The sequence below is a fragment of the Mycobacterium sp. NPDC050041 genome, from assembly GCF_049541695.1.
In the GTDB taxonomy this organism is placed as follows: Bacteria; Actinomycetota; Actinomycetes; order Mycobacteriales; family Mycobacteriaceae; genus Mycobacterium.
In genome coordinates, this window is the sequence record NZ_JBMVDG010000005.1 from 35,165 (window position 1) to 53,150 (window position 17,986).

Here is a 17,986-nt window from a genome sequence, read left to right on the forward strand (position 1 = left end):
GGCCGTGACTAGGCTGTTCTGTCGTGTCGCAGATCTCCCGAGACGAGGTTGCCCACCTGGCCCGTTTGGCCCGGTTGGCGCTCACCGATGACGAACTCGACGGTTTCGCCGGCCAGCTGGACGCGATCCTCGGCCACGTCGGCAGGATCCAGGCGGTCGACGTCACCGGTGTCGAGCCCACCGGCAATCCGCTGACCGACGTCAACGTCATGCGCCCCGACACGGTCGAGCCGTGCCTGACGCAGGACGAGGCGCTGGCCGCGGCCCCGCACGCCGTCGACGGCCGCTTCGCGGTCCCGCGCATCCTGGGGGAGCCGGAGTGAGCAGCGAGCTGACCCGCCTCGACGCCGCCACCCTGGCCGGCCGCATCGCCGCCGGTGAGGTGTCTTCCACCGAGGTCACCCAGGCATGCCTGGACCAGATCGCCGCGACCGACGAGCGCTACCACGCCTTCCTGCACGTGGCCGGGGATGCGGCGCTGGCGGCGGCCGCCCGTGTCGACGAGGCCGTCGCGGCCGGAGAGCGGCTGCCCTCGGCGCTGGCCGGCGTCCCGCTGGCGCTCAAGGACGTGTTCACCACGACCGACATGCCCACCACCTGCGGCTCACGCATTCTCGAGGGCTGGCGATCGCCCTACGACGCCACCGTCACCACGCGACTGCGGGCGGCGGGCATCCCGATCGTCGGCAAGACCAACATGGACGAGTTCGCGATGGGCTCGTCGACGGAGAACTCCGCGTACGGGCCCACCCGCAACCCGTGGGACGTCGACCGCGTCCCCGGTGGTTCCGGCGGGGGCAGCGCCGCCGCGCTCGCGGCGTTCCAGACGCCGCTGGCCATCGGCACCGACACCGGCGGTTCGATCCGCCAGCCCGCGGCGCTGACCGCGACCGTCGGGGTGAAGCCGACCTACGGCACGGTGTCGCGGTACGGGTTGATCGCCTGCGCGTCGTCGCTGGATCAGGGCGGGCCGTGCGCCCGCACGGTGCTCGACACGGCGCTGCTGCACGAGGTGATCGCCGGGCACGACCCGAAGGACTCCACGTCGGTGACGGCCGACGTGCCGGACGTGGTGGCCGCGGCACGGGCCGGCGCGGACGGCGACCTGTCCGGTGTGCGGGTGGGTGTGGTGCGCCAGCTGCGCGGCGACGGCTATCAGCCGGGGGTACTGGCGTCGTTCACCGCGGCGGTCGACCAGCTGACCGCGCTCGGCGCCGAGGTCACCGAGGTCGACTGTCCGCACTTCGACCACTCGCTGGCCGCCTACTACCTGATCCTGCCCTCGGAGGTGTCCTCGAACCTGGCCCGTTTCGACGCGATGCGCTACGGACTGCGCGTCGGCGACGACGGCACGCACAGTGCCGAGGAGGTCATGGCGTTGACCCGGGCCGCGGGCTTCGGCCCAGAAGTCAAGCGCCGCATCATGATCGGCACCTATGCGTTGTCGGCGGGCTATTACGACGCGTACTACAACCAGGCGCAGAAGGTTCGCACGCTGATCGCCCGCGACCTCGACGAGGCGTACCGCAGCGTCGACGTGCTGGTGTCCCCGGCGACGCCCACCACGGCGTTCCCGCTGGGGGAGAAGGTCGACGACCCGCTGGCGATGTACCTGTTCGACCTGTGCACGCTGCCGCTGAACCTGGCCGGGCACTGCGGCATGTCGGTGCCGTCGGGGTTGTCGCCGGACGACGGTCTGCCCGTCGGCCTGCAGATCATGGCGCCTGCGCTGGCCGACGACCGGCTGTACCGGGTGGGCGCGGCCTACGAGGCGGCCCGCGGAGCGCTGCCGACCGCGCTCTAGCGGCTGGCTCCGCCGAGCCAGTCGCGGATCCCCCCGCAGGGGGATGGCCGGGCGGTGAAACCGTCCTAGCATTCGGATCGTGAACAGGCCGAGCGGTTCGACGGGTTGGGTGCGGCGCGGACACTGGACGGACTGGGTGGTGGTCGCCGCCGCCGGGGTGCTGTACGCGGTGGCCTGGCCGACGCTGTTCGTCACCCACCAGGTGCCTGCGGCGCTGGCGCCGATCGTCGCCGCGCCGGCCGCCCTGCCGATCCTGTTCCTGTCGGTCAATCCGCTTGTCGGATGGTCGATCTCGGTGGTGTCGGCGGTGCTGATCCCGCTGTTCTTCGACAGGCAGCCGGGGTGGACCTACCCGTGGCAGGTCGTGCACCTCATCGTGCTGCTGGTGTTGACCGTCGCCGTGGTCTGGACCCGCCCGCTGCCGGTCGTCGTCAGGGTGTGGCTGGCAACCGCACTGCTGTTCCTCGTCGCGATGCCGAATCACGTGGACGGCGGCTGGGCCTTCGGAGTCACCGCCATCGTGTTCGCGGTGGTGCTGGTGCGTTGGCTGGTGCTGTCCCGACGGCGGGTCGCCGAACTGGAGGAGGTCGGCGACCTGGAGCGGGCCAGGCGCACGGTGCTGCAGGAGCGCACCAGGATCGCGCGCGACCTGCACGACGTCGTCGCCCACCACATGTCGATGGTGGTGGTGTCGGCGCAGACCGCGCCGTATCGCCACGCCGATGTGCCACCGGGCCTGCAGGCCGAGTTCGAGACGATCGCCGCGACCGGACGTGAGGCGCTCAACGAGATCCGCGGCCTGCTTGGTGTGCTGCGCAGTGGTGTCGAGCCTGCCGACCTGGCTCCCGCGCCGACGATCGCCGACCTGCCCGCGCTGTTCACCGCCACGCAGCGCGCGGGTGTGCACCTGACCTGGCGGATCGACGGGCCGACGGAGTTGGTGGGGGACCTGGTCGGCTCGGCCGCGTACCGGATCGTGCAGGAGTGTCTGGCGAACGCCGCGCGGCACGCACCGGGGGCGACGGTCGCCGCCGAGGTGAACATCACCGTCGACGGTGTCGGCGTCGAGATCCGCAACCCACGGGTGAGTGAATCGTGGGACCCTCCGGTGCCGGGCCTCGGCATCGCCGGCATGCGGGAGCGGGCCGCGGCGGTCGGCGGCATCGTCGCCGTCCACGACACCGAGGGCGAGTTCGTCGTCTGGTCCTATCTGCCCTGCGTCCCGGCTACCGTGTCGGGGTGTCCGGTCTGACGCTCCCCACGCGCCCGGCCCGCCGATGATCACCGCTTTCATCGCCGACGACCAGGCGATGGTGCGGCAGGGCTTCGGCGCGCTGCTGGCGGCCCAGACCGACATCAGCGTGGTCGGCGACGCGGCCAACGGGCGCGACGCGGTGGCCGGCGTCCTCGCCTGCGCGCCGGACGTGGTGTTGATGGACGTCCGGATGCCGGAGATGAACGGGTTGGACGCCGCCCGCGAGATCCTGGCGCAGACCACGTCGAAGGTCGTGATGCTCACCACGTTCGACGTCGACGACTACGTCTACGCGGCGTTGCGGGCCGGTGCCAGCGGCTTCCTGCTCAAGGACGCGCCCGCCGACGAGCTGATCCGCGCGGTGCGCGTCGTCGCGGCGGGCGACGCGCTGCTGGCGCCGTCGGTCACCCGGCGGGTGATCGCGGACCTGGTGAGCCGGCATGCCGTGCCGCGCCGCTCCGCCGACGAGCTGGCGCGCCTGACACCGCGGGAGACCGAGGTCTTGGCGCTGCTGGCCCGCGGCATGTCGAACGCCGAGATCGCGGCGGAGTTGGTGGTGTCGGAGGAGACCGTGAAAACTCATGTCGGGAGGATCTTCTCGAAGCTGGGCCTGCGTGACCGCGCGCAGGCGGTGGTGATCGCCTACGAGTCCGGGCTGGTGTCCCCGTTCGCCCGTTCCATTGCTGACGAGCCGCGAACCGACGATGCTGGCAGGATCGGGGTTCATGGGCACGCGAGGAACGGTATAGATCATGCGGATCGGAGTTCTCACCGGTGGCGGTGACTGTCCTGGCCTGAACGCGGTGATCCGCGCGGTGGTCCGCACCTGCGACGTGCGGTACGGCTCGACGGTCGTCGGCTTCCTCGACGGATGGCGCGGCCTGCTCGAGGACCGCCGGATCCAGCTGAAGAACGACGACCGCAACGACCGCCTGCTGGCCAAGGGCGGCACTGTGCTGGGCACGGCGCGCACCAATCCGGACAAGCTGCGCGCCGGGCTCGACCAGATCAAGCAGACCCTCGACGACAACGGGATCGACGTGCTGATCCCGATCGGCGGCGAGGGCACGCTCACCGCGGCGCACTGGCTCTCCGAGGAGAACGTCCCGGTGGTCGGGGTGCCCAAGACCATCGACAACGACATCGATTGCACTGACGTGACATTCGGCCACGACACGGCGCTGACCGTCGCGAGCGAGGCGATCGACCGCCTGCACAGCACCGCCGAATCGCACCAGCGGGTGATGCTCGTCGAGGTGATGGGCCGGCATGCGGGCTGGATCGCGCTGAACGCCGGCCTGGCCTCGGGTGCCCACATGACGTTGATCCCCGAGGTGCCGTTCGACGTCGAAGAGGTGTGCCGGCTGATCAAGGGTCGCTTCGTGCGCGGTGACTCGCATTTCATCTGTGTCATCGCCGAGGGCGCGAAGCCGGCCGAGGGGTCGATGCGGCTGGCTCAGGGCGGAATCGACGAGTTCGGTCACGAGAAGTTCACCGGTGTGGCGCAGCAACTCGCGATGGAGGTCGAGAAGCGGATCAACAAGGAGGTCCGCGTCACCGTGCTGGGGCACGTGCAGCGCGGCGGCACCCCGACCCCGTTCGACAGGGTGCTGGCCACCCGCTTCGGGGTGAACGCCGCGGACGCCGCCCACGCCGGCGAGTTCGGGATGATGGTGTCGCTGCGCGGTCAGGAGATCGGCCGGGTTCCGTTGGCCGACGCCGTCCGTCAGCTCAAGCTCGTGCCGCAGACCCGTTACGACGACGCCGCGGAGTTCTTCGGCTGACCTCAGGCGCCGGCGAACGCTTCGCGGCGCACCATCTGCCACAGCGTCGGGGTGTCGGTGACCGTGGAGATCGTCACCACGCCGCGGTCGCCGTCCGCGGTGGTCGCCGATCGCAGCAGGTAGTCCGCCAGATCGGCGCGCGAGGTGAACGCGCCGATCGGATCACGTTGGCCGGCAGCATAATCGGTGACATGCGGCAGGTCGAACAATCCGGACGGCCGCACCACGGTCCAGTCGAGACCGCTGCCGGCGACGATGCCCTCCATGCGGCGCTGGTCGGCATATGTCGACTTGCCGAGGGTGTTCTTCAGGATCGGCTCGACGACGCGCAGTGCCACCGGCGCACCGGTGCGGCCCGGATACGTGGTGACCGCGGTCGAGCTCACGACGACCAGGCGCGCGGCTCCGGCCCGCCGCATGGCCGCGACCGTGTTCGTCGCGCCGACCGAGTAGGTGTCGATCGGGCGGCGGCTCATCGGCACGCCGAGGGTGGACACCACGGCGTCGGCGCCCGCGACCACATCCTCGACCGAGGCGGGGTCGCGCACGTCGGCGCAGACCACCCGCAGATTCGGATGGGCGAAGGGGAAGTCGTCGGGCCGGCGGGTCACGGCGACCGCATGCAGACCGCGGTCGACCGCGAAGCGCGTCAGCAGTCTGCCGGTCTGCCCGTTGGCGCCGAAGATCACGATGGTCATGTCGTCTCCTTTGTCACTTGGTGTGATTATCACTCTATGTGACAATCATGCCGCGGGCTAGTCTGCTGGCATGACGGAGGATCCGCCGGGCATCGCCGAACTCCACGAGCGCATCCCGTTCCTGTTGTCGCAGCTCGGGGTGCTCGTCGCCGACGACTTCGTGGCGCGCCTGCAGCCGTTCGGAGTCGGGCCGCGCACGTATGCGGTGCTGATGGCGCTGCACGCCGACGACGGGCAGTCGCAGCGTCAGCTGTCGTCGCGGCTGGGGATCCACCGCAACGTGATGGTCGGCGTCGTGGACACCCTCGAGGCCCAGGGCCTGGTGACCCGCAGGCCGCATCCCGACGACCGGCGGGCGTTCGCCGTCACGCTCACCGACAAGGCCCGCGAACTGCTGCCTGCGCTCGACGCGCAGGGCCGCGCGCAGGAGGACGAGATCGCCGCGACGCTGACGCCCGCCGAGCGCGCCGAGTTCCTGCGCCTGCTGCAGCGGGTGTCCACCGGACTGGCGCTCAAGCCGGGCGTGCACCCGAAGCTGGCGCAGTCCTGACCACTAACATCGCTGGTATGACTGCCGCTACCGCCGAGTTGCTCGACTACGACGAGGTCATCGCGCGCTACGAACCCGTGATGGGCATGGAGGTGCACGTCGAGCTGTCGACGGCGACCAAGATGTTCTGCGGGTGCGCCAACGCTTTCGGCGCCGAGCCCAACACGCAGGTGTGCCCGGTGTGCCTCGGGCTGCCGGGGTCGCTGCCGGTGATCAACCAGTCGGCGGTGGAGTCGGCGATCCGCATCGGGCTGGCGCTCAACTGCGAGATCGTCTCGTGGTGCCGCTTCGCCAGGAAGAACTACTTCTACCCGGACCAGCCGAAGAACTACCAGATCTCGCAGTACGACGAGCCGATCGCCATCAATGGCCACCTCGACGTGCCCCTGGACGACGGCAGCACCTGGCGGGTGGAGATCGAGCGCGCCCACATGGAGGAGGACACCGGCAAGCTGACCCACCTCGGCAGCGACACCGGCCGGATCGCCGGGGCGACGCATTCACTGGCGGACTTCAACCGTGCCGGCGTGCCGCTGATCGAGATCGTCAGCCGGCCCATCGAGGGCGCGGGCGCCCGTGCCCCCGAGATCGCCAGGGCGTACGTCACCGCGCTGCGGGATCTGTTGCGCGCACTGGGTGTCTCCGACGTGCGGATGGACCAGGGCTCGATGCGGTGCGACTCGAACCTGTCGCTGAAGCCGATCGGTCAGGCGGAGTTCGGCACCCGCACCGAGACCAAGAACGTCAACTCGCTCAAGAGCGTCGAGGTCGCGGTGCGCTACGAGATGCGCAGGCAGGCCGCCGTGCTCGAGTCGGGTGGCCGGATCGTGCAGGAGACCCGGCACTTCCACGAGGACGGCTACACCTCGCCGGGCCGGAGCAAGGAGACCGCGCAGGACTACCGGTACTTCCCCGAGCCCGATCTCGAGGCGGTGGCGCCGAGCGCGGAGCAGATCGAGCAGCTGCGGGGGACCATTCCGGAGCTTCCGTGGTTGTCGCGCAAGCGGATTCAACAGGACTGGGACATCTCCGACGAGGTGATGCGCGACCTGGTCAACATCGGGGCACTTGATCTGATCACCGCGACCGTCGCGCAGGGCGCTTCCAGCGACCAGGCCCGTGCCTGGTGGGGCAACTACCTGGTGCAGAAGGCCAACGAGGCCGGCGTCGAACTCGACGCGCTGGCCATCACTCCGGCGCAGGTGGCCGCGGTGATCAAGCTGGTGGACGACGGCAAGCTGTCGAACAAGCTGGCCCGGCAGGTGGTCGAGGGTGTGCTCGCCGGTGAGGGCGACCCCGAGCGGGTGATGGCCGACCGCGGTCTCGCGATGGTGCGCGACGACTCGGTGATCAAGGCGGCGGTCGACGAGGCGCTGGCCGCCAACCCCGACATCGTCGAGAAGATCCGCGGCGGCAAGGTGGCGGCCGCAGGCGCGATCGTCGGCGCGGTGATGAAGGCCACGAAGGGTCAGGCCGACGCCGCCCGCGTCCGCGAACTGGTCCTCGCCGCCTGCGGCTGATCCGCCGTGCTGGAGATACGGGCCGCCGGCGCCGACGACGTGCGCCAGATCGCCGCGATCTTCCGGCCGGTGGTGGCCGACGGCGAAAGTTACGCCTACCCCGAGGCGCTGACCGACGAGGAGATCGCGCGGCTGTGGCTCGAGCCACCGCCTGGCCACGCGATCGTGGCCGTGGTCGACGGCCGGGTGGTCGGTACCGCGAAGATGGGCCCCAACCGCCGCGGCCGCGGCGACCATGTCGGCACGGCCAGCTTCATGGTCGACCCGGGGCTGCAGATCCGCGGGACGGGGCGGGCGATGGCCGAGTGGGTGATCGACTGGCACCGGCGCAACGGGTACCGCGCGATCCAGTTCAACGCCGTCGTCGAGACCAACACCCGGGCGGTGCGGCTGTGGCAGTCGCTCGGTTTCGAGATCGCGGGCACCGTCCCGGGTGCCTTCCGTTCGCGCACGCACGGTTTGGTCGGCCTGCACGTGATGCATCTCGCACTGCAGACCTAGACCGCCGCGATTATCGGTTTGGCCGCCACGGCCAATATCATCGACAGTGCAATGACCGATACCGCCTCCGGTGTGTCGACGGCCGCCACGGGGCCCAAGGCAGACCGCATCTCCGCCGAAGCGCGACGTCGCAGAACGTTCGCTGTGATCAGCCATCCCGACGCCGGTAAGTCCACGCTGACCGAGGCGCTGGTGCTGCACGCCAAGGCCATCACCGAGGCGGGCGCGATCCACGGCAAGGCCGGCCGTCGCGCCACCGTCTCGGACTGGATGGAGATGGAGAAGGCCCGCGGGATCTCGATCACCTCGACGGCGCTGCAGTTCCCGTACCGGACGCACAGCGGCGACACCTGCGTCATCAATCTCCTCGACACTCCCGGCCACGCCGACTTCTCCGAGGACACCTACCGCGTGCTGACCGCCGTGGACTGCGCGGTGATGCTCATCGACGCCGCCAAGGGCCTGGAACCGCAGACGCTCAAGCTGTTTCAGGTCTGCCGGCACCGCGGCATTCCCATCATCACGGTGGTCAACAAATGGGACCGCCCGGGTCGCCACGCGCTGGAGTTGATGGACGAGATCCATGAGCGCATTCAGCTGCAGACCACGCCGTTGACGTGGCCGGTCGGTATCGCCGGCGACTTCAAGGGCGTCCTCGACCGGCGTACCGGCACATACATCAAGTACACCCGGACAGCAGGCGGTGCCACCGCCGCGCCCGAAGAACACATCGATGCCTCCCGCGCCCACGAGGTCGCGGGAAGCGACTGGGACACCGCGATCGAGGAGTCGGAGCTGCTGTCCGCCGACGGCGCCGACTTCGACCGGGACTCGTTCCTGCGGTGTACTTCGACGCCGGTTCTCTTCACCTCGGCCATCCTCAACTTCGGGGTCAATCAGCTCCTGGACGTCCTCGCCCAACTGGCGCCGTCGCCGCACGGTCAACTCGACGTCGACGGCAACCGGCGCGACGCCTCGTCGCCGTTCAGCGCGTTCGTCTTCAAGGTCCAGGCGGGCATGGATTCGGCCCACCGTGACCGGATCGCGTACGCCCGGGTGGTCTCGGGCACGTTCGAGCGCGGTGAGGTGCTCACCCACGCCGCCACCGGCAAGCCGTTCGTCACCAAGTACGCGCAATCGGTCTTCGGTCAGAACCGCTCCACTCTGGACACCGCCTGGCCGGGCGACGTCATCGGGCTCGCCAACGCCGCGTCGCTGCGTCCGGGCGACACGCTCTACCGGGACATCGCCGTGCAGTACCCGCCGATACCGAGCTTCTCGCCCGAGCATTTCGCCGTCGCGCGGGGCACGGACCCCAGTAAGCACAAGCAGTTCCGCAAGGGCATCGACCAACTCGAGCAGGAAGGCGTCGTCCAGGTGCTGCGCTCGGACCGGCGCGGTGACCAGGCGCCGGTCTTCGCCGCGGTGGGGCCGATGCAGTTCGAGGTGGCCACCCACCGGATGGCCGCCGAGTTCGCCGCGCCGATCTCGCTCGAGCCGCTGCCGTACACCGTCGCGCGCGCCGCCGATCCCGCCGATGTCGAGTTGCTGCAGAAGCAGGCGTCCGTCGAGGTCTTCACCCGGACCGACGGCGTCATCCTCGCGGTGTTCTCCACCCCGTGGCGCCTGCAGAGCGTCGAACGGGACAACCCCGGCCTGCGACTGCGCTCACTGGTGGCGGCGGGGGACTAGGTCTCCGCTGCGGGAACCAGCGCCGCCCACACGGCGAAAGCGGCCTCCGCGTCGTGGCGGGGCGACGGCCGGGCTCAGGTGTTGTCGGCGTTGCTGCGCGGGAAGCCGCCGCCCTGCGGAAACAGCGGGAACACCACGTCGGAGAACTTCTCGGCGTCGCCCGAGGTCTTGTTGACCGTGGCGCCCCAGACGTTGCCGTCGGGGGACAGCTGCAGCGCCCAAGCGTGCCCGTGGGTGTCCTGGCGCAGCACCTCCGGCTCGCCGGTGACCGCTCCGGTGTCCGGCGCCATCCGCACCGCGACCGTCTGCTTGGTGTTCACCAGGTTCACCAGCACGGTGCCGTCCAGCGCCGCGCACCCGGCCGCACCGGGCCGGTCCGGCCACGTCCACACGGTCGAGACCGCCGACTCCTTGGTGATCCGCTGCAACCGGTCCGCGGTGGGCGTGCGGTCGGTGACGTAGAGGGATCCGTCGGACGGGTCGACGCACATCGAGCCGCCCGCCCCCAGCCCGCTCAGTGCGGTCGTCGTCGGCGCCTGGTCGACGGTGGTCGGCTGCTCGATGCGCAGCACCTTGCCCGCCAGTGAACCGGGGTCGGCGGCCTGTGCGGGATTGCCCGCGTCGCCGGTCTGCACCAGCAGCGTCGTCGGGCTGGTGAAGATCAGGGAGCCCGAATTGCCGGTGGCGCCCTTGGGGATGCCGGTGAGGATCGGCTTGGGGATGTCGCCGTCGGCGATGCGCACGACGCGGTTGTCGGACGGCGTGCTGACGTAGGCGTACATCAGCCGGTCCTGGGAGTAGGTCGGTGACATGACGATGTCCATCAGGCCGCCGTCGCCGGACCCGTCGACCGGGATGGTGGTCTTGACCTTGGGCTCGGCTCGGGTCGCGACCTCCTTGACCGCGCCGGTGGTGCGCTCGGCGACCAGCGCCGACTGGCCGTCGGGCAGCATGATCAGCCCGCTGGTGCTCTCCAGGCAGCCCTGCATCACCCCGGGCGCCGGGCACTGCTTGGGGAACGGCGTGGGCGGCAACGGCGGTGGCGGTGGCGGCGCCGAACTCGGCGGCGGCTTCATCTCCGGCTCGGTGGTGAACGGCTGCGACTGCGCCTCGTCGAAGCGGGCGCAACCCGACCCGACCACGAGCGCGCACAACAGCACGAACACACCCATGACCGGCCGGCGCGTCCTCATGCGAGCCAGATTACGGATCGCCGGGCGGTGCTCGCCACGCCGGTGCTCGCCCACCTGCCGAAACGCGGCCAAAGCGCCGTGGTAAATCCCCGGTTCGGGGGTGAGTTGCACTTACCCTGACTGCGTGACCAGTCACTCTCAGGACCCGCTCGCCTGGCAACGGCCCGACGGCTCGGGCCGCCCGGCGACGGCGAGCCTGGTCGATCCGGAAGACGATCTGCCCACCTCGACCTACGGCGGGGACTTCGAGACCACCGCGATCCCGCGCTACGACTCCACCAAGGGCACCAGTGGCGAGCCCGGGCTCGGCCTGCTCGCCGACCCGGAACCACTGCCCTACGTCCAGCCCAGCGGGCGCCACGCGATGGCGCCGTACTCCGCCGAGCCTGCCGAGATCGACGTCGACCCCATCGCCGAGGACCGGGTCAGGGCCGCGGGCCGGCGCGGAACCCAGGACCTCGGCCTGCTGGTGCTCCGGCTGGCGGTTGGCGTGCTGCTGATCTCCCACGGCCTGCAGAAGGCGTTCGGGTGGTGGGGCGGGCCGGGCCTCGGCGGTTTCGAGACGACGCTGGCCGAACTCGGCTTCCAGCACGCGGGAGTCCTGACGTACGTGGCCACCATCGGCCAGATCGCCGCCGGGGTGCTGCTGGTGCTCGGCCTGTTCACCCCGGTGGCCGCAGCCGGCGCACTGGCGTACCTGATCAACGGGGTGCTCGCCGAGGCGGTCGTCGCCCACGAAGAGGCCAGGCTTTCCGCATTCCTCACCGACGGCCACGAGTACCGGGTGTTCGTGCTGGCCGCGGTCGCCGCGGTCATCCTGGCCGGGCCGGGGCGGTACGGGTTCGACGCGGGACGCGGCTGGACACGCCGGCCGTTCGTCGGATCGTTCGCCGCGCTGCTGCTGGGCGTCGGGGCGGGTATCGGGCTGTGGGTGCTGCTCAACGGCGCCAACCCGCTGGCCTGACGGCTACGCGTACGGGTTGGGCACCCGGCCCGCGCTGATCTCCGTCAGCTCCGGCAGCGTCGCGAATGTGACGGCCGGAAGGCGCAATTCGGATCCGTCGACGAGGCGGGCCGACGCCCAGGCGCCCTTGCCGAACTGCAGGCCCTCGATGTCGGACCACGGCACGGTGGTGCTGCCGAACGCCCGCCGCGCGGTGACGGTGTCCTGATCGGCGACCGTGCGGTAACGAATGATCAACGCCGACAGTGCGATCGGCAGCAGAAAGAGCGCGGCGGACACCGGCGGGGTGCTGAGCACGACCGCGAGCAGCGCGAAGGCGAAGAATCCGACCGCAAGGTGCGCCATCGGCGAGATCCGGATGACGACCGGAGCCGGCGGCGTGGATGCGGATGGAGTGCTCACACCCCCATTCTGGCACTGCGCCGGGAGGGTGACGGCGGGCCGGACGGCGGGCCGCCGGAATTTGACCTGTGACCAGTGCGGAGGCTACCGTCATGTGTTATGCGAAAGGGCTTGCTCGTAGTAATTGGTTGGCGCGTTGATGCCGCGCTGGCCCTCTCTTGGGCATAGCCACCAGCATCGACGCGCCAACCCTCGTACAGCAGCCCTGCTGACGGGGGTTTTTTGTTGCTTCAAGGGCGCCGAAGTGAAACCGACAACAACGAGATTCAAGAGGACGAAGTGAGCGCACCGACCACGCGACCACCGGAACGGGCCGCCACCGCGCCGCCCAGCGGCGATGCCGTGTCCGCTGTCAAGTCCACCAGCCCGAAGACCGTGCAGCCCAAGCGAATTGCGCCGCACGAAGTCACCGGTGCCCAGGCGGTGATCCGGTCGCTCGAGGAACTCGACGTCGACGTGATCTTCGGCATCCCGGGCGGCGCTGTCCTGCCGGTCTACGACCCGCTGTTCGACTCCCAGAAGCTGCGCCACGTGCTGGTGCGCCACGAGCAGGGCGCCGGCCACGCCGCCAGCGGATACGCCCACGCCACCGGGCGGGTCGGCGTGTGCATGGCGACCTCCGGTCCCGGCGCCACCAACCTGGTGACGCCGCTGGCGGACGCGCAGATGGACTCCATCCCGGTGGTGGCGATCACCGGCCAGGTCGGCCGCGCGCTGATCGGCACCGACGCCTTCCAGGAGGCCGACATCTCCGGCATCACGATGCCGATCACCAAGCACAACTTCCTGGTCCGCAACGGTGACGACATCCCCCGGGTGATCGCCGAGGCGTTCCACATCGCGTCCTCCGGGCGGCCGGGTGCGGTGCTCGTCGACATCCCCAAGGACATCCTGCAGGGCAAGTGCACGTTCTCCTGGCCGCCGCAGATGGACCTGCCCGGGTACAAACCGAACACCAAACCGCACAGCCGTCAGGTGCGGGAGGCGGCGAAGCTGATCGCGGCCGCGCGTAAGCCGGTGCTGTACGTCGGCGGTGGCGTGATCCGCGGCGACGCCAGCCAGGAGCTGCTGGACCTCGCCGAACTGACCGGCATCCCGGTGGTCACCACGCTGATGGCGCGTGGCGCGTTCCCCGACAGCCACCCCCAGAACCTCGGCATGCCGGGGATGCACGGCACCGTCTCCGCGGTGGCCGCGCTGCAGCGCAGCGACCTGTTGATCGCGCTGGGCACCCGTTTCGACGACCGGGTGACCGGGCAGCTCGACTCCTTCGCGCCCGAGGCCAAGGTCATCCACGCCGACATCGACCCGGCCGAGATCGGCAAGAACCGGCACGCCGACGTGCCGATCGTGGGTGACGTCAAGGCCGTCATCGCCGACCTGCTGGAGGTGCTGAGAAAAGACACCGGCGGGCAGGAGGAACTGGGAATCGACACGTGGTGGGAGTACCTGCGCGGCGTGCAGTCGACATTCCCGCTGAGCTACGGCCCGCAGAGCGACGGCAGCCTGTCGCCGGAGTACGTGATCGAGTCGCTGGGCAAGCTGGCCGGCCCGGATGCGATCTACGTGGCCGGCGTCGGGCAGCACCAGATGTGGGCCGCGCAGTTCATCTCCTACGAGAACCCGCGGACGTGGCTGAACTCCGGTGGCCTCGGCACCATGGGCTTCGCCGTCCCGGCGGCGATGGGCGCCAAGATGGGCCGGCCGGAGGCCGAGGTGTGGGCCATCGACGGCGACGGCTGCTTCCAGATGACGAACCAGGAGCTGGCGACCTGTGCGGTCGAGGGCATCCCGATCAAGGTCGCGGTGATCAACAACGGCAACCTCGGCATGGTGCGCCAGTGGCAGACGCTGTTCTACGAGGAGCGGTACAGCCAGACGGATCTGGGCACCCACTCGCGGCGCATCCCGGACTTCGTGAAGCTGGCCGACGCACTGGGCTGTGTCGGATTGCGTTGTGAGCGTGCCGAAGACGTCGAAGACGTGATCAACCAGGCGCGCGCGATCAATGACCGGCCGGTGGTCATCGACTTCACCGTCGGCGCCGACGCGCAGGTGTGGCCGATGGTGGCCGCAGGAACCAGCAATGACCAGATCATGGCCGCCCACAACATCCGTCCGCTGTTCGACGACAACGAAGAGGGGCACGCCTGATGACCACCACGCACACGCTGTCGGTGCTCGTCGAGGACAAGCCCGGCGTGCTCGCCCGTGTGGCGGCACTGTTCTCGCGGCGCGGCTACAACATCGAGTCACTGGCCGTCGGCGCGACGGAACAGAAGGACATGTCCCGCATGACGATCGTCGTCAGCGTCGAGGAGCTGCTTCCCCTCGAACAGATCACCAAGCAGCTCAACAAGCTGATCAATGTGATCAAGATCGTCGAACAGGACGCCGACAACTCGGTCTCGCGTGAGCTGGCGCTGATCAAGGTGCGCGCGGATGCGACCACCCGCGGCCAGGTCATCGAGGCGGTGAACCTGTTCCGCGCCAAGGTCGTCGACGTCTCCAACGAGTCGCTGACCGTCGAGGCCACCGGCACGCCGGGCAAGCTCGAGGCGCTGCTGCGGGTGCTCGAGCCGTACGGTATCCGCGAGATCGTGCAGTCCGGTGTGGTGTCGTTGTCCCGCGGTCCCCGCGGCATCGGCTCCGCCAAGTAATCCCCGAAAACAAGCGAAGACGCTCAGAAGAGAAGGAAATACAGAGTGGCAGTTGAGATGTTCTACGACGGCGATGCGGATCTGTCCGTCATCCAGGGACGCAAGGTCGGCGTCATCGGCTACGGCAGCCAGGGCCACGCCCATTCGCTGAGCCTTCGTGACTCGGGCGTGCAGGTGAAGGTCGGCCTCAAGGAGGGCTCGAAGTCCCGGGACAAGGTCACCGAGCAGGGTCTCGAGGTCGACACTCCGGCCGAGGTCGCCAAGTGGGCGGACGTGATCATGCTGCTGGCGCCCGACACCGCGCAGGCCGACATCTTCACCAACGACATCGAGCCCAACCTCGAGGACGGCAATGCGCTGTTCTTCGGACACGGCCTGAACATCCACTTCGACCTGATCAAGCCGCCGGCGAACGTGACCATCGGCATGGTGGCCCCCAAGGGCCCCGGCCATCTGGTGCGCCGTCAGTTCGTCGACGGCAAGGGCGTTCCGTGCCTGGTCGCCGTGGAGCAGGACCCCAAGGGCGAGGGTGAGGCGCTGGTGCTGTCCTATGCCAAGGGCATCGGCGGCACCCGGGCCGGCGTCATCAAGACCACGTTCAAGGACGAGACCGAGACCGACCTGTTCGGTGAGCAGGCCGTGCTGTGCGGTGGCACCGAAGAACTCATCAAGACCGGCTTCGAGGTGATGGTCGAGGCGGGGTATGCGCCCGAGCTGGCCTACTTCGAGGTGCTGCACGAGCTGAAGCTCATCGTCGACCTGATCTACGAGGGCGGCATCGCGCGGATGAACTACTCGGTCTCCGACACCGCCGAATTCGGCGGCTACCTGTCCGGACCGCGGGTCATCGACGCCGACACCAAGAAGCGGATGCAGCAGATCCTGTCGGAGATCCAGGACGGCACCTTCGTCAAGAAGCTCGTCGCCAACGTCGAGGGCGGCAACAAGGAGCTCGAGAGCCTGCGCAAGCAGAACGCCGAGCACCCGATCGAGGTGACCGGCAAGAAGCTGCGTGACCTGATGAGCTGGGTCGACCGGCCGATCACCGAAACGGCATAGGCGACAACACTTTCGGCGCGTCCACCTCACGAGGGTGGGCGCGCCGAAGTCGTCTCAGCGGATGGCGTATCCGAGCTCGGCCAGGGCACGCGCCGGGCATTTGCCGTCGGCGGTCTCGGCGAGTGGACGGTCACGGTCGACGCGCACGCCCTCGCCGCCGGTGACGCCGTAGATCGTCGTCGACACCGGGTCCTCGTCGGGCCCGTCCTCGCCGACGCACCGCAACCGGATCGCCCACATCGACTGCGTGGCCGCGACCACGCGGTGGCCGGTCAGCGGCGGATCGACGCGATAGAGCTGCACGTCTGCGGCGTCCATCAACGCCGCCCAGTCGTCGGGATTCCTCGGGACCGATCCCACGTAGCGTGCGATGCCCACAGGCGCTCGTGCCGACATGATTTCACCCTAGGGCCGGCCGGGACCCCTCGATGTCACCGATTCGCCGGGGCGAGGCTCGGCACCTCGCGGATGCCGAACTCACGGCGTAACACCGAGCGTGCCGCGTAGTAGCCCGCCATCCCGTGCACGCCGGCGCCCGGGGGGGTGGCCGACGAGCACAGGTAGACCTTGTCAATGGGTGTCGCCCACGGATCGAGCCTCGGGGTCGGCCCCAGCACCGCCTTGAACACGTCGGCGCCACCGACGGTGATGTCACCGCCCACGTAATTCGCGTTGTGCTGCGGCATCTCGGCGGCGGTGACGCTGCGCGCGGCGACGACGATGTCGCGGAAACCGGGCGCGAACCGTTCGATCGAGGCGGTGACGGCCTCGGTCTGGTCCACCGTCGATCCCGCGGGGACGTGCGCGTAGGTCCACATCGGCCGCCACCCCGCGTCGTCCATGCGGGTGGGGTCGACGAGGTGGGGCAGTGCGGCGAGAATCATCGGCCGCGCGGCATGCCGTCCCTGCGCGGCCTCGATCTCGGCCCGGGCCATCTCGCCGCGGCTGCCGCCGAGGTGCAGTGTCGGCGCATCGGCCAGCCGCTCGTCCGACCACGGCACGTCATCGGAGAGGACGAAGTCCACTTTGGCCGCACCGGGGCCGAAGCGGTAGCGCATCAGCGCTCTGGCGTATCGGGACGGAACCCGTTCTCGGTAGATCGGCATCAGCGCGGTCGGGGCGGTGTCGTAGAGCACGACGCCCGACGGCGGGGTGGTCACCTCGCTGTCGGCGTGGATCTCGCCACCGTGGGCGCGCAGGTCGGCGATCAGCGCGTCGGTGATCGCCTGGGTGCCGCCGATCGGTATGGGCCAGCCCCGGGTGTGGGCCAGCGTGCTGAGCATCAATCCGGCACCGGATGACGCCAGCGAGGGTGGTCGCGAAATGGCGTGCGCGGCAACGCCTGTCAGTAGTGCTTGAGCATCTTCGCCGCGCAGCAACAGGTTCCACGCCCGCGTACCCTGCTCCAGGATGCGCAGCCCCAGCCTCGTCACGTTGACGAGGTCCGGTGGCAGCGAGCGCTTGTCGCCCAACATGAATCCCAGCACCGTGTCCTCGTGCTCCACGAGCGGGGCGAGCAGCCGCCGCCAGGACGCACCGTCGGACAACTCGTCGCAGGTGCGGTCGAGGTCGCGGTAGGCGACCGCCGCGGGCCGCCCCGCCAGTGGGTTGGCGTAGGAGATCTCGGGCACGCCGAATCGGACTCCGCGCGCCTGCAGGTCGAACTCGGCGAAGAACGGCGAGCCGAGCGCCAGCGGGTGCACCGCCGAGCACACGTCGTGCAGGATGCCGTCGAACTCGGGGTCGGTGGCGCTGCGCGCCCCACCTCCCAACGTCGGCTGCGCCTCCAGTACCTGCACCGACAGCCCAGCACGGGCGCAGACCACGGCCGCGGCGAGCCCGTTGGGCCCGCTGCCGACCACCGTGATGTTCATGGGCCCATTACAGCCCACTACGCTGTCCGC

General features: G+C 69.6%; 17 protein-coding genes and 1 pseudogene. 13 read left to right on the forward strand and 5 right to left on the reverse strand.

Annotation, left to right across the window (positions count from 1 at the left end):
• Positions 1-23 precede the first annotated feature (23 nt).
• The 5 genes and pseudogenes from gatC (at position 24) to ACPCHZ_RS16830 (ending at position 4,843) form a co-directional block, all read left to right on the forward strand.
• Positions 24-323 carry an Asp-tRNA(Asn)/Glu-tRNA(Gln) amidotransferase subunit GatC gene (gene gatC / locus ACPCHZ_RS16810; RefSeq protein WP_364971395.1) on the forward strand — a complete coding sequence of 100 codons (300 nt, stop codon included), beginning with the start codon at positions 24-26 and terminating at the stop codon, positions 321-323.
• On the forward strand, positions 320-1,804 hold the full coding sequence (gene gatA, locus ACPCHZ_RS16815) for an Asp-tRNA(Asn)/Glu-tRNA(Gln) amidotransferase subunit GatA (protein WP_423485773.1): 1,485 nt from the start codon (positions 320-322) through the stop codon (positions 1,802-1,804). The genes gatC and gatA overlap by 4 nt, the downstream gene beginning before the upstream one ends.
• Before the next feature lie 79 nt (positions 1,805-1,883).
• Positions 1,884-3,056, forward strand: a complete 1,173-nt coding sequence (locus ACPCHZ_RS16820) for a sensor histidine kinase (RefSeq protein WP_423485774.1) — start codon at positions 1,884-1,886, stop codon at positions 3,054-3,056.
• 25 nt (positions 3,057-3,081) lie between these two features.
• Positions 3,082-3,729: pseudogene (locus tag ACPCHZ_RS16825) on the forward strand (response regulator); the annotation flags it as partial.
• Between the two features lie 82 nt (positions 3,730-3,811).
• Positions 3,812-4,843 (forward strand): ATP-dependent 6-phosphofructokinase, encoded by a 1,032-nt coding sequence (locus ACPCHZ_RS16830; RefSeq protein WP_364971392.1) that lies wholly within the window; start codon positions 3,812-3,814, stop codon positions 4,841-4,843.
• Positions 4,844-4,845: 2 nt separating this feature from the next.
• Here ACPCHZ_RS16830 and ACPCHZ_RS16835 read toward each other — a convergent pair whose 3' ends face one another.
• Positions 4,846-5,541 carry an NAD(P)-dependent oxidoreductase gene (locus ACPCHZ_RS16835; RefSeq protein WP_423485775.1) on the reverse strand — a complete coding sequence of 232 codons (696 nt, stop codon included), beginning with the start codon at positions 5,539-5,541 and terminating at the stop codon, positions 4,846-4,848.
• Between the two features lie 70 nt (positions 5,542-5,611).
• Here ACPCHZ_RS16835 and ACPCHZ_RS16840 point away from each other — a divergent pair, with 70 nt between their 5' ends.
• From ACPCHZ_RS16840 to ACPCHZ_RS16855, 4 genes are read left to right on the forward strand one after another with little or no spacing between them, the layout of a single operon-like run.
• A complete protein-coding gene (locus ACPCHZ_RS16840; RefSeq protein ID WP_423485776.1) occupies positions 5,612-6,091 on the forward strand; it encodes a MarR family winged helix-turn-helix transcriptional regulator in 480 nt (159 codons plus the stop codon).
• A 17-nt stretch (positions 6,092-6,108) separates the two neighbouring features.
• Complete coding sequence (gene gatB / locus ACPCHZ_RS16845) at positions 6,109-7,611, forward strand: Asp-tRNA(Asn)/Glu-tRNA(Gln) amidotransferase subunit GatB (protein ID WP_423485777.1); 1,503 nt, start codon at positions 6,109-6,111, stop codon at positions 7,609-7,611.
• A gap of 6 nt (positions 7,612-7,617) precedes the next feature.
• Positions 7,618-8,112, forward strand: coding sequence for a GNAT family N-acetyltransferase (locus tag ACPCHZ_RS16850; RefSeq protein ID WP_423485778.1), 495 nt, complete (start codon positions 7,618-7,620; stop codon positions 8,110-8,112).
• Positions 8,113-8,163: 51 nt separating this feature from the next.
• A complete protein-coding gene (locus ACPCHZ_RS16855; RefSeq protein WP_423485779.1) occupies positions 8,164-9,804 on the forward strand; it encodes a peptide chain release factor 3 in 1,641 nt (546 codons plus the stop codon).
• 74 nt (positions 9,805-9,878) lie between these two features.
• Here the strand turns inward: ACPCHZ_RS16855 and ACPCHZ_RS16860 are convergent, their stop codons facing one another.
• On the reverse strand, positions 9,879-10,997 hold the full coding sequence (locus tag ACPCHZ_RS16860) for a PQQ-dependent sugar dehydrogenase (protein ID WP_423485780.1): 1,119 nt from the start codon (positions 10,995-10,997) through the stop codon (positions 9,879-9,881).
• A 124-nt stretch (positions 10,998-11,121) separates the two neighbouring features.
• On the opposite strand from ACPCHZ_RS16860, the gene ACPCHZ_RS16865 reads away from it, so the two are divergent.
• Positions 11,122-11,961, forward strand: coding sequence for a DoxX family protein (locus ACPCHZ_RS16865; protein WP_423485781.1), 840 nt, complete (start codon positions 11,122-11,124; stop codon positions 11,959-11,961).
• Positions 11,962-11,964: 3 nt separating this feature from the next.
• Here the strand turns inward: ACPCHZ_RS16865 and ACPCHZ_RS16870 are convergent, their stop codons facing one another.
• Positions 11,965-12,306 carry a PH domain-containing protein gene (locus tag ACPCHZ_RS16870; RefSeq protein WP_423486084.1) on the reverse strand — a complete coding sequence of 114 codons (342 nt, stop codon included), beginning with the start codon at positions 12,304-12,306 and terminating at the stop codon, positions 11,965-11,967.
• Positions 12,307-12,642: 336 nt separating this feature from the next.
• Between ACPCHZ_RS16870 and ACPCHZ_RS16875 the strand changes: the two genes are divergently transcribed.
• The 3 genes from ACPCHZ_RS16875 to ilvC are packed head-to-tail and all read left to right on the forward strand — an operon-like array spanning position 12,643 to position 16,082.
• Positions 12,643-14,517: an acetolactate synthase large subunit gene (locus tag ACPCHZ_RS16875; RefSeq protein ID WP_423485782.1), complete on the forward strand. Its 1,875-nt coding sequence runs from the start codon at positions 12,643-12,645 to the stop codon at positions 14,515-14,517.
• Positions 14,514-15,023 (forward strand): acetolactate synthase small subunit, encoded by a 510-nt coding sequence (gene ilvN, locus ACPCHZ_RS16880; protein WP_364973589.1) that lies wholly within the window; start codon positions 14,514-14,516, stop codon positions 15,021-15,023. Before ACPCHZ_RS16875 ends, ilvN begins: the two co-directional genes overlap by 4 nt.
• Before the next feature lie 57 nt (positions 15,024-15,080).
• Positions 15,081-16,082, forward strand: a complete 1,002-nt coding sequence (gene ilvC, locus ACPCHZ_RS16885) for a ketol-acid reductoisomerase (protein ID WP_423486085.1) — start codon at positions 15,081-15,083, stop codon at positions 16,080-16,082.
• Between the two features lie 54 nt (positions 16,083-16,136).
• On the opposite strand, the gene ACPCHZ_RS16890 is transcribed toward ilvC, so the two are convergent.
• Entirely contained in the window at positions 16,137-16,478 is a 342-nt protein-coding gene (locus ACPCHZ_RS16890; protein ID WP_423485783.1) for a hypothetical protein, read from the reverse strand.
• Between the two features lie 35 nt (positions 16,479-16,513).
• Positions 16,514-17,956, reverse strand: a complete 1,443-nt coding sequence (locus ACPCHZ_RS16895) for a phytoene desaturase family protein (RefSeq protein ID WP_423485784.1) — start codon at positions 17,954-17,956, stop codon at positions 16,514-16,516.
• Positions 17,957-17,986 lie beyond the last annotated feature (30 nt).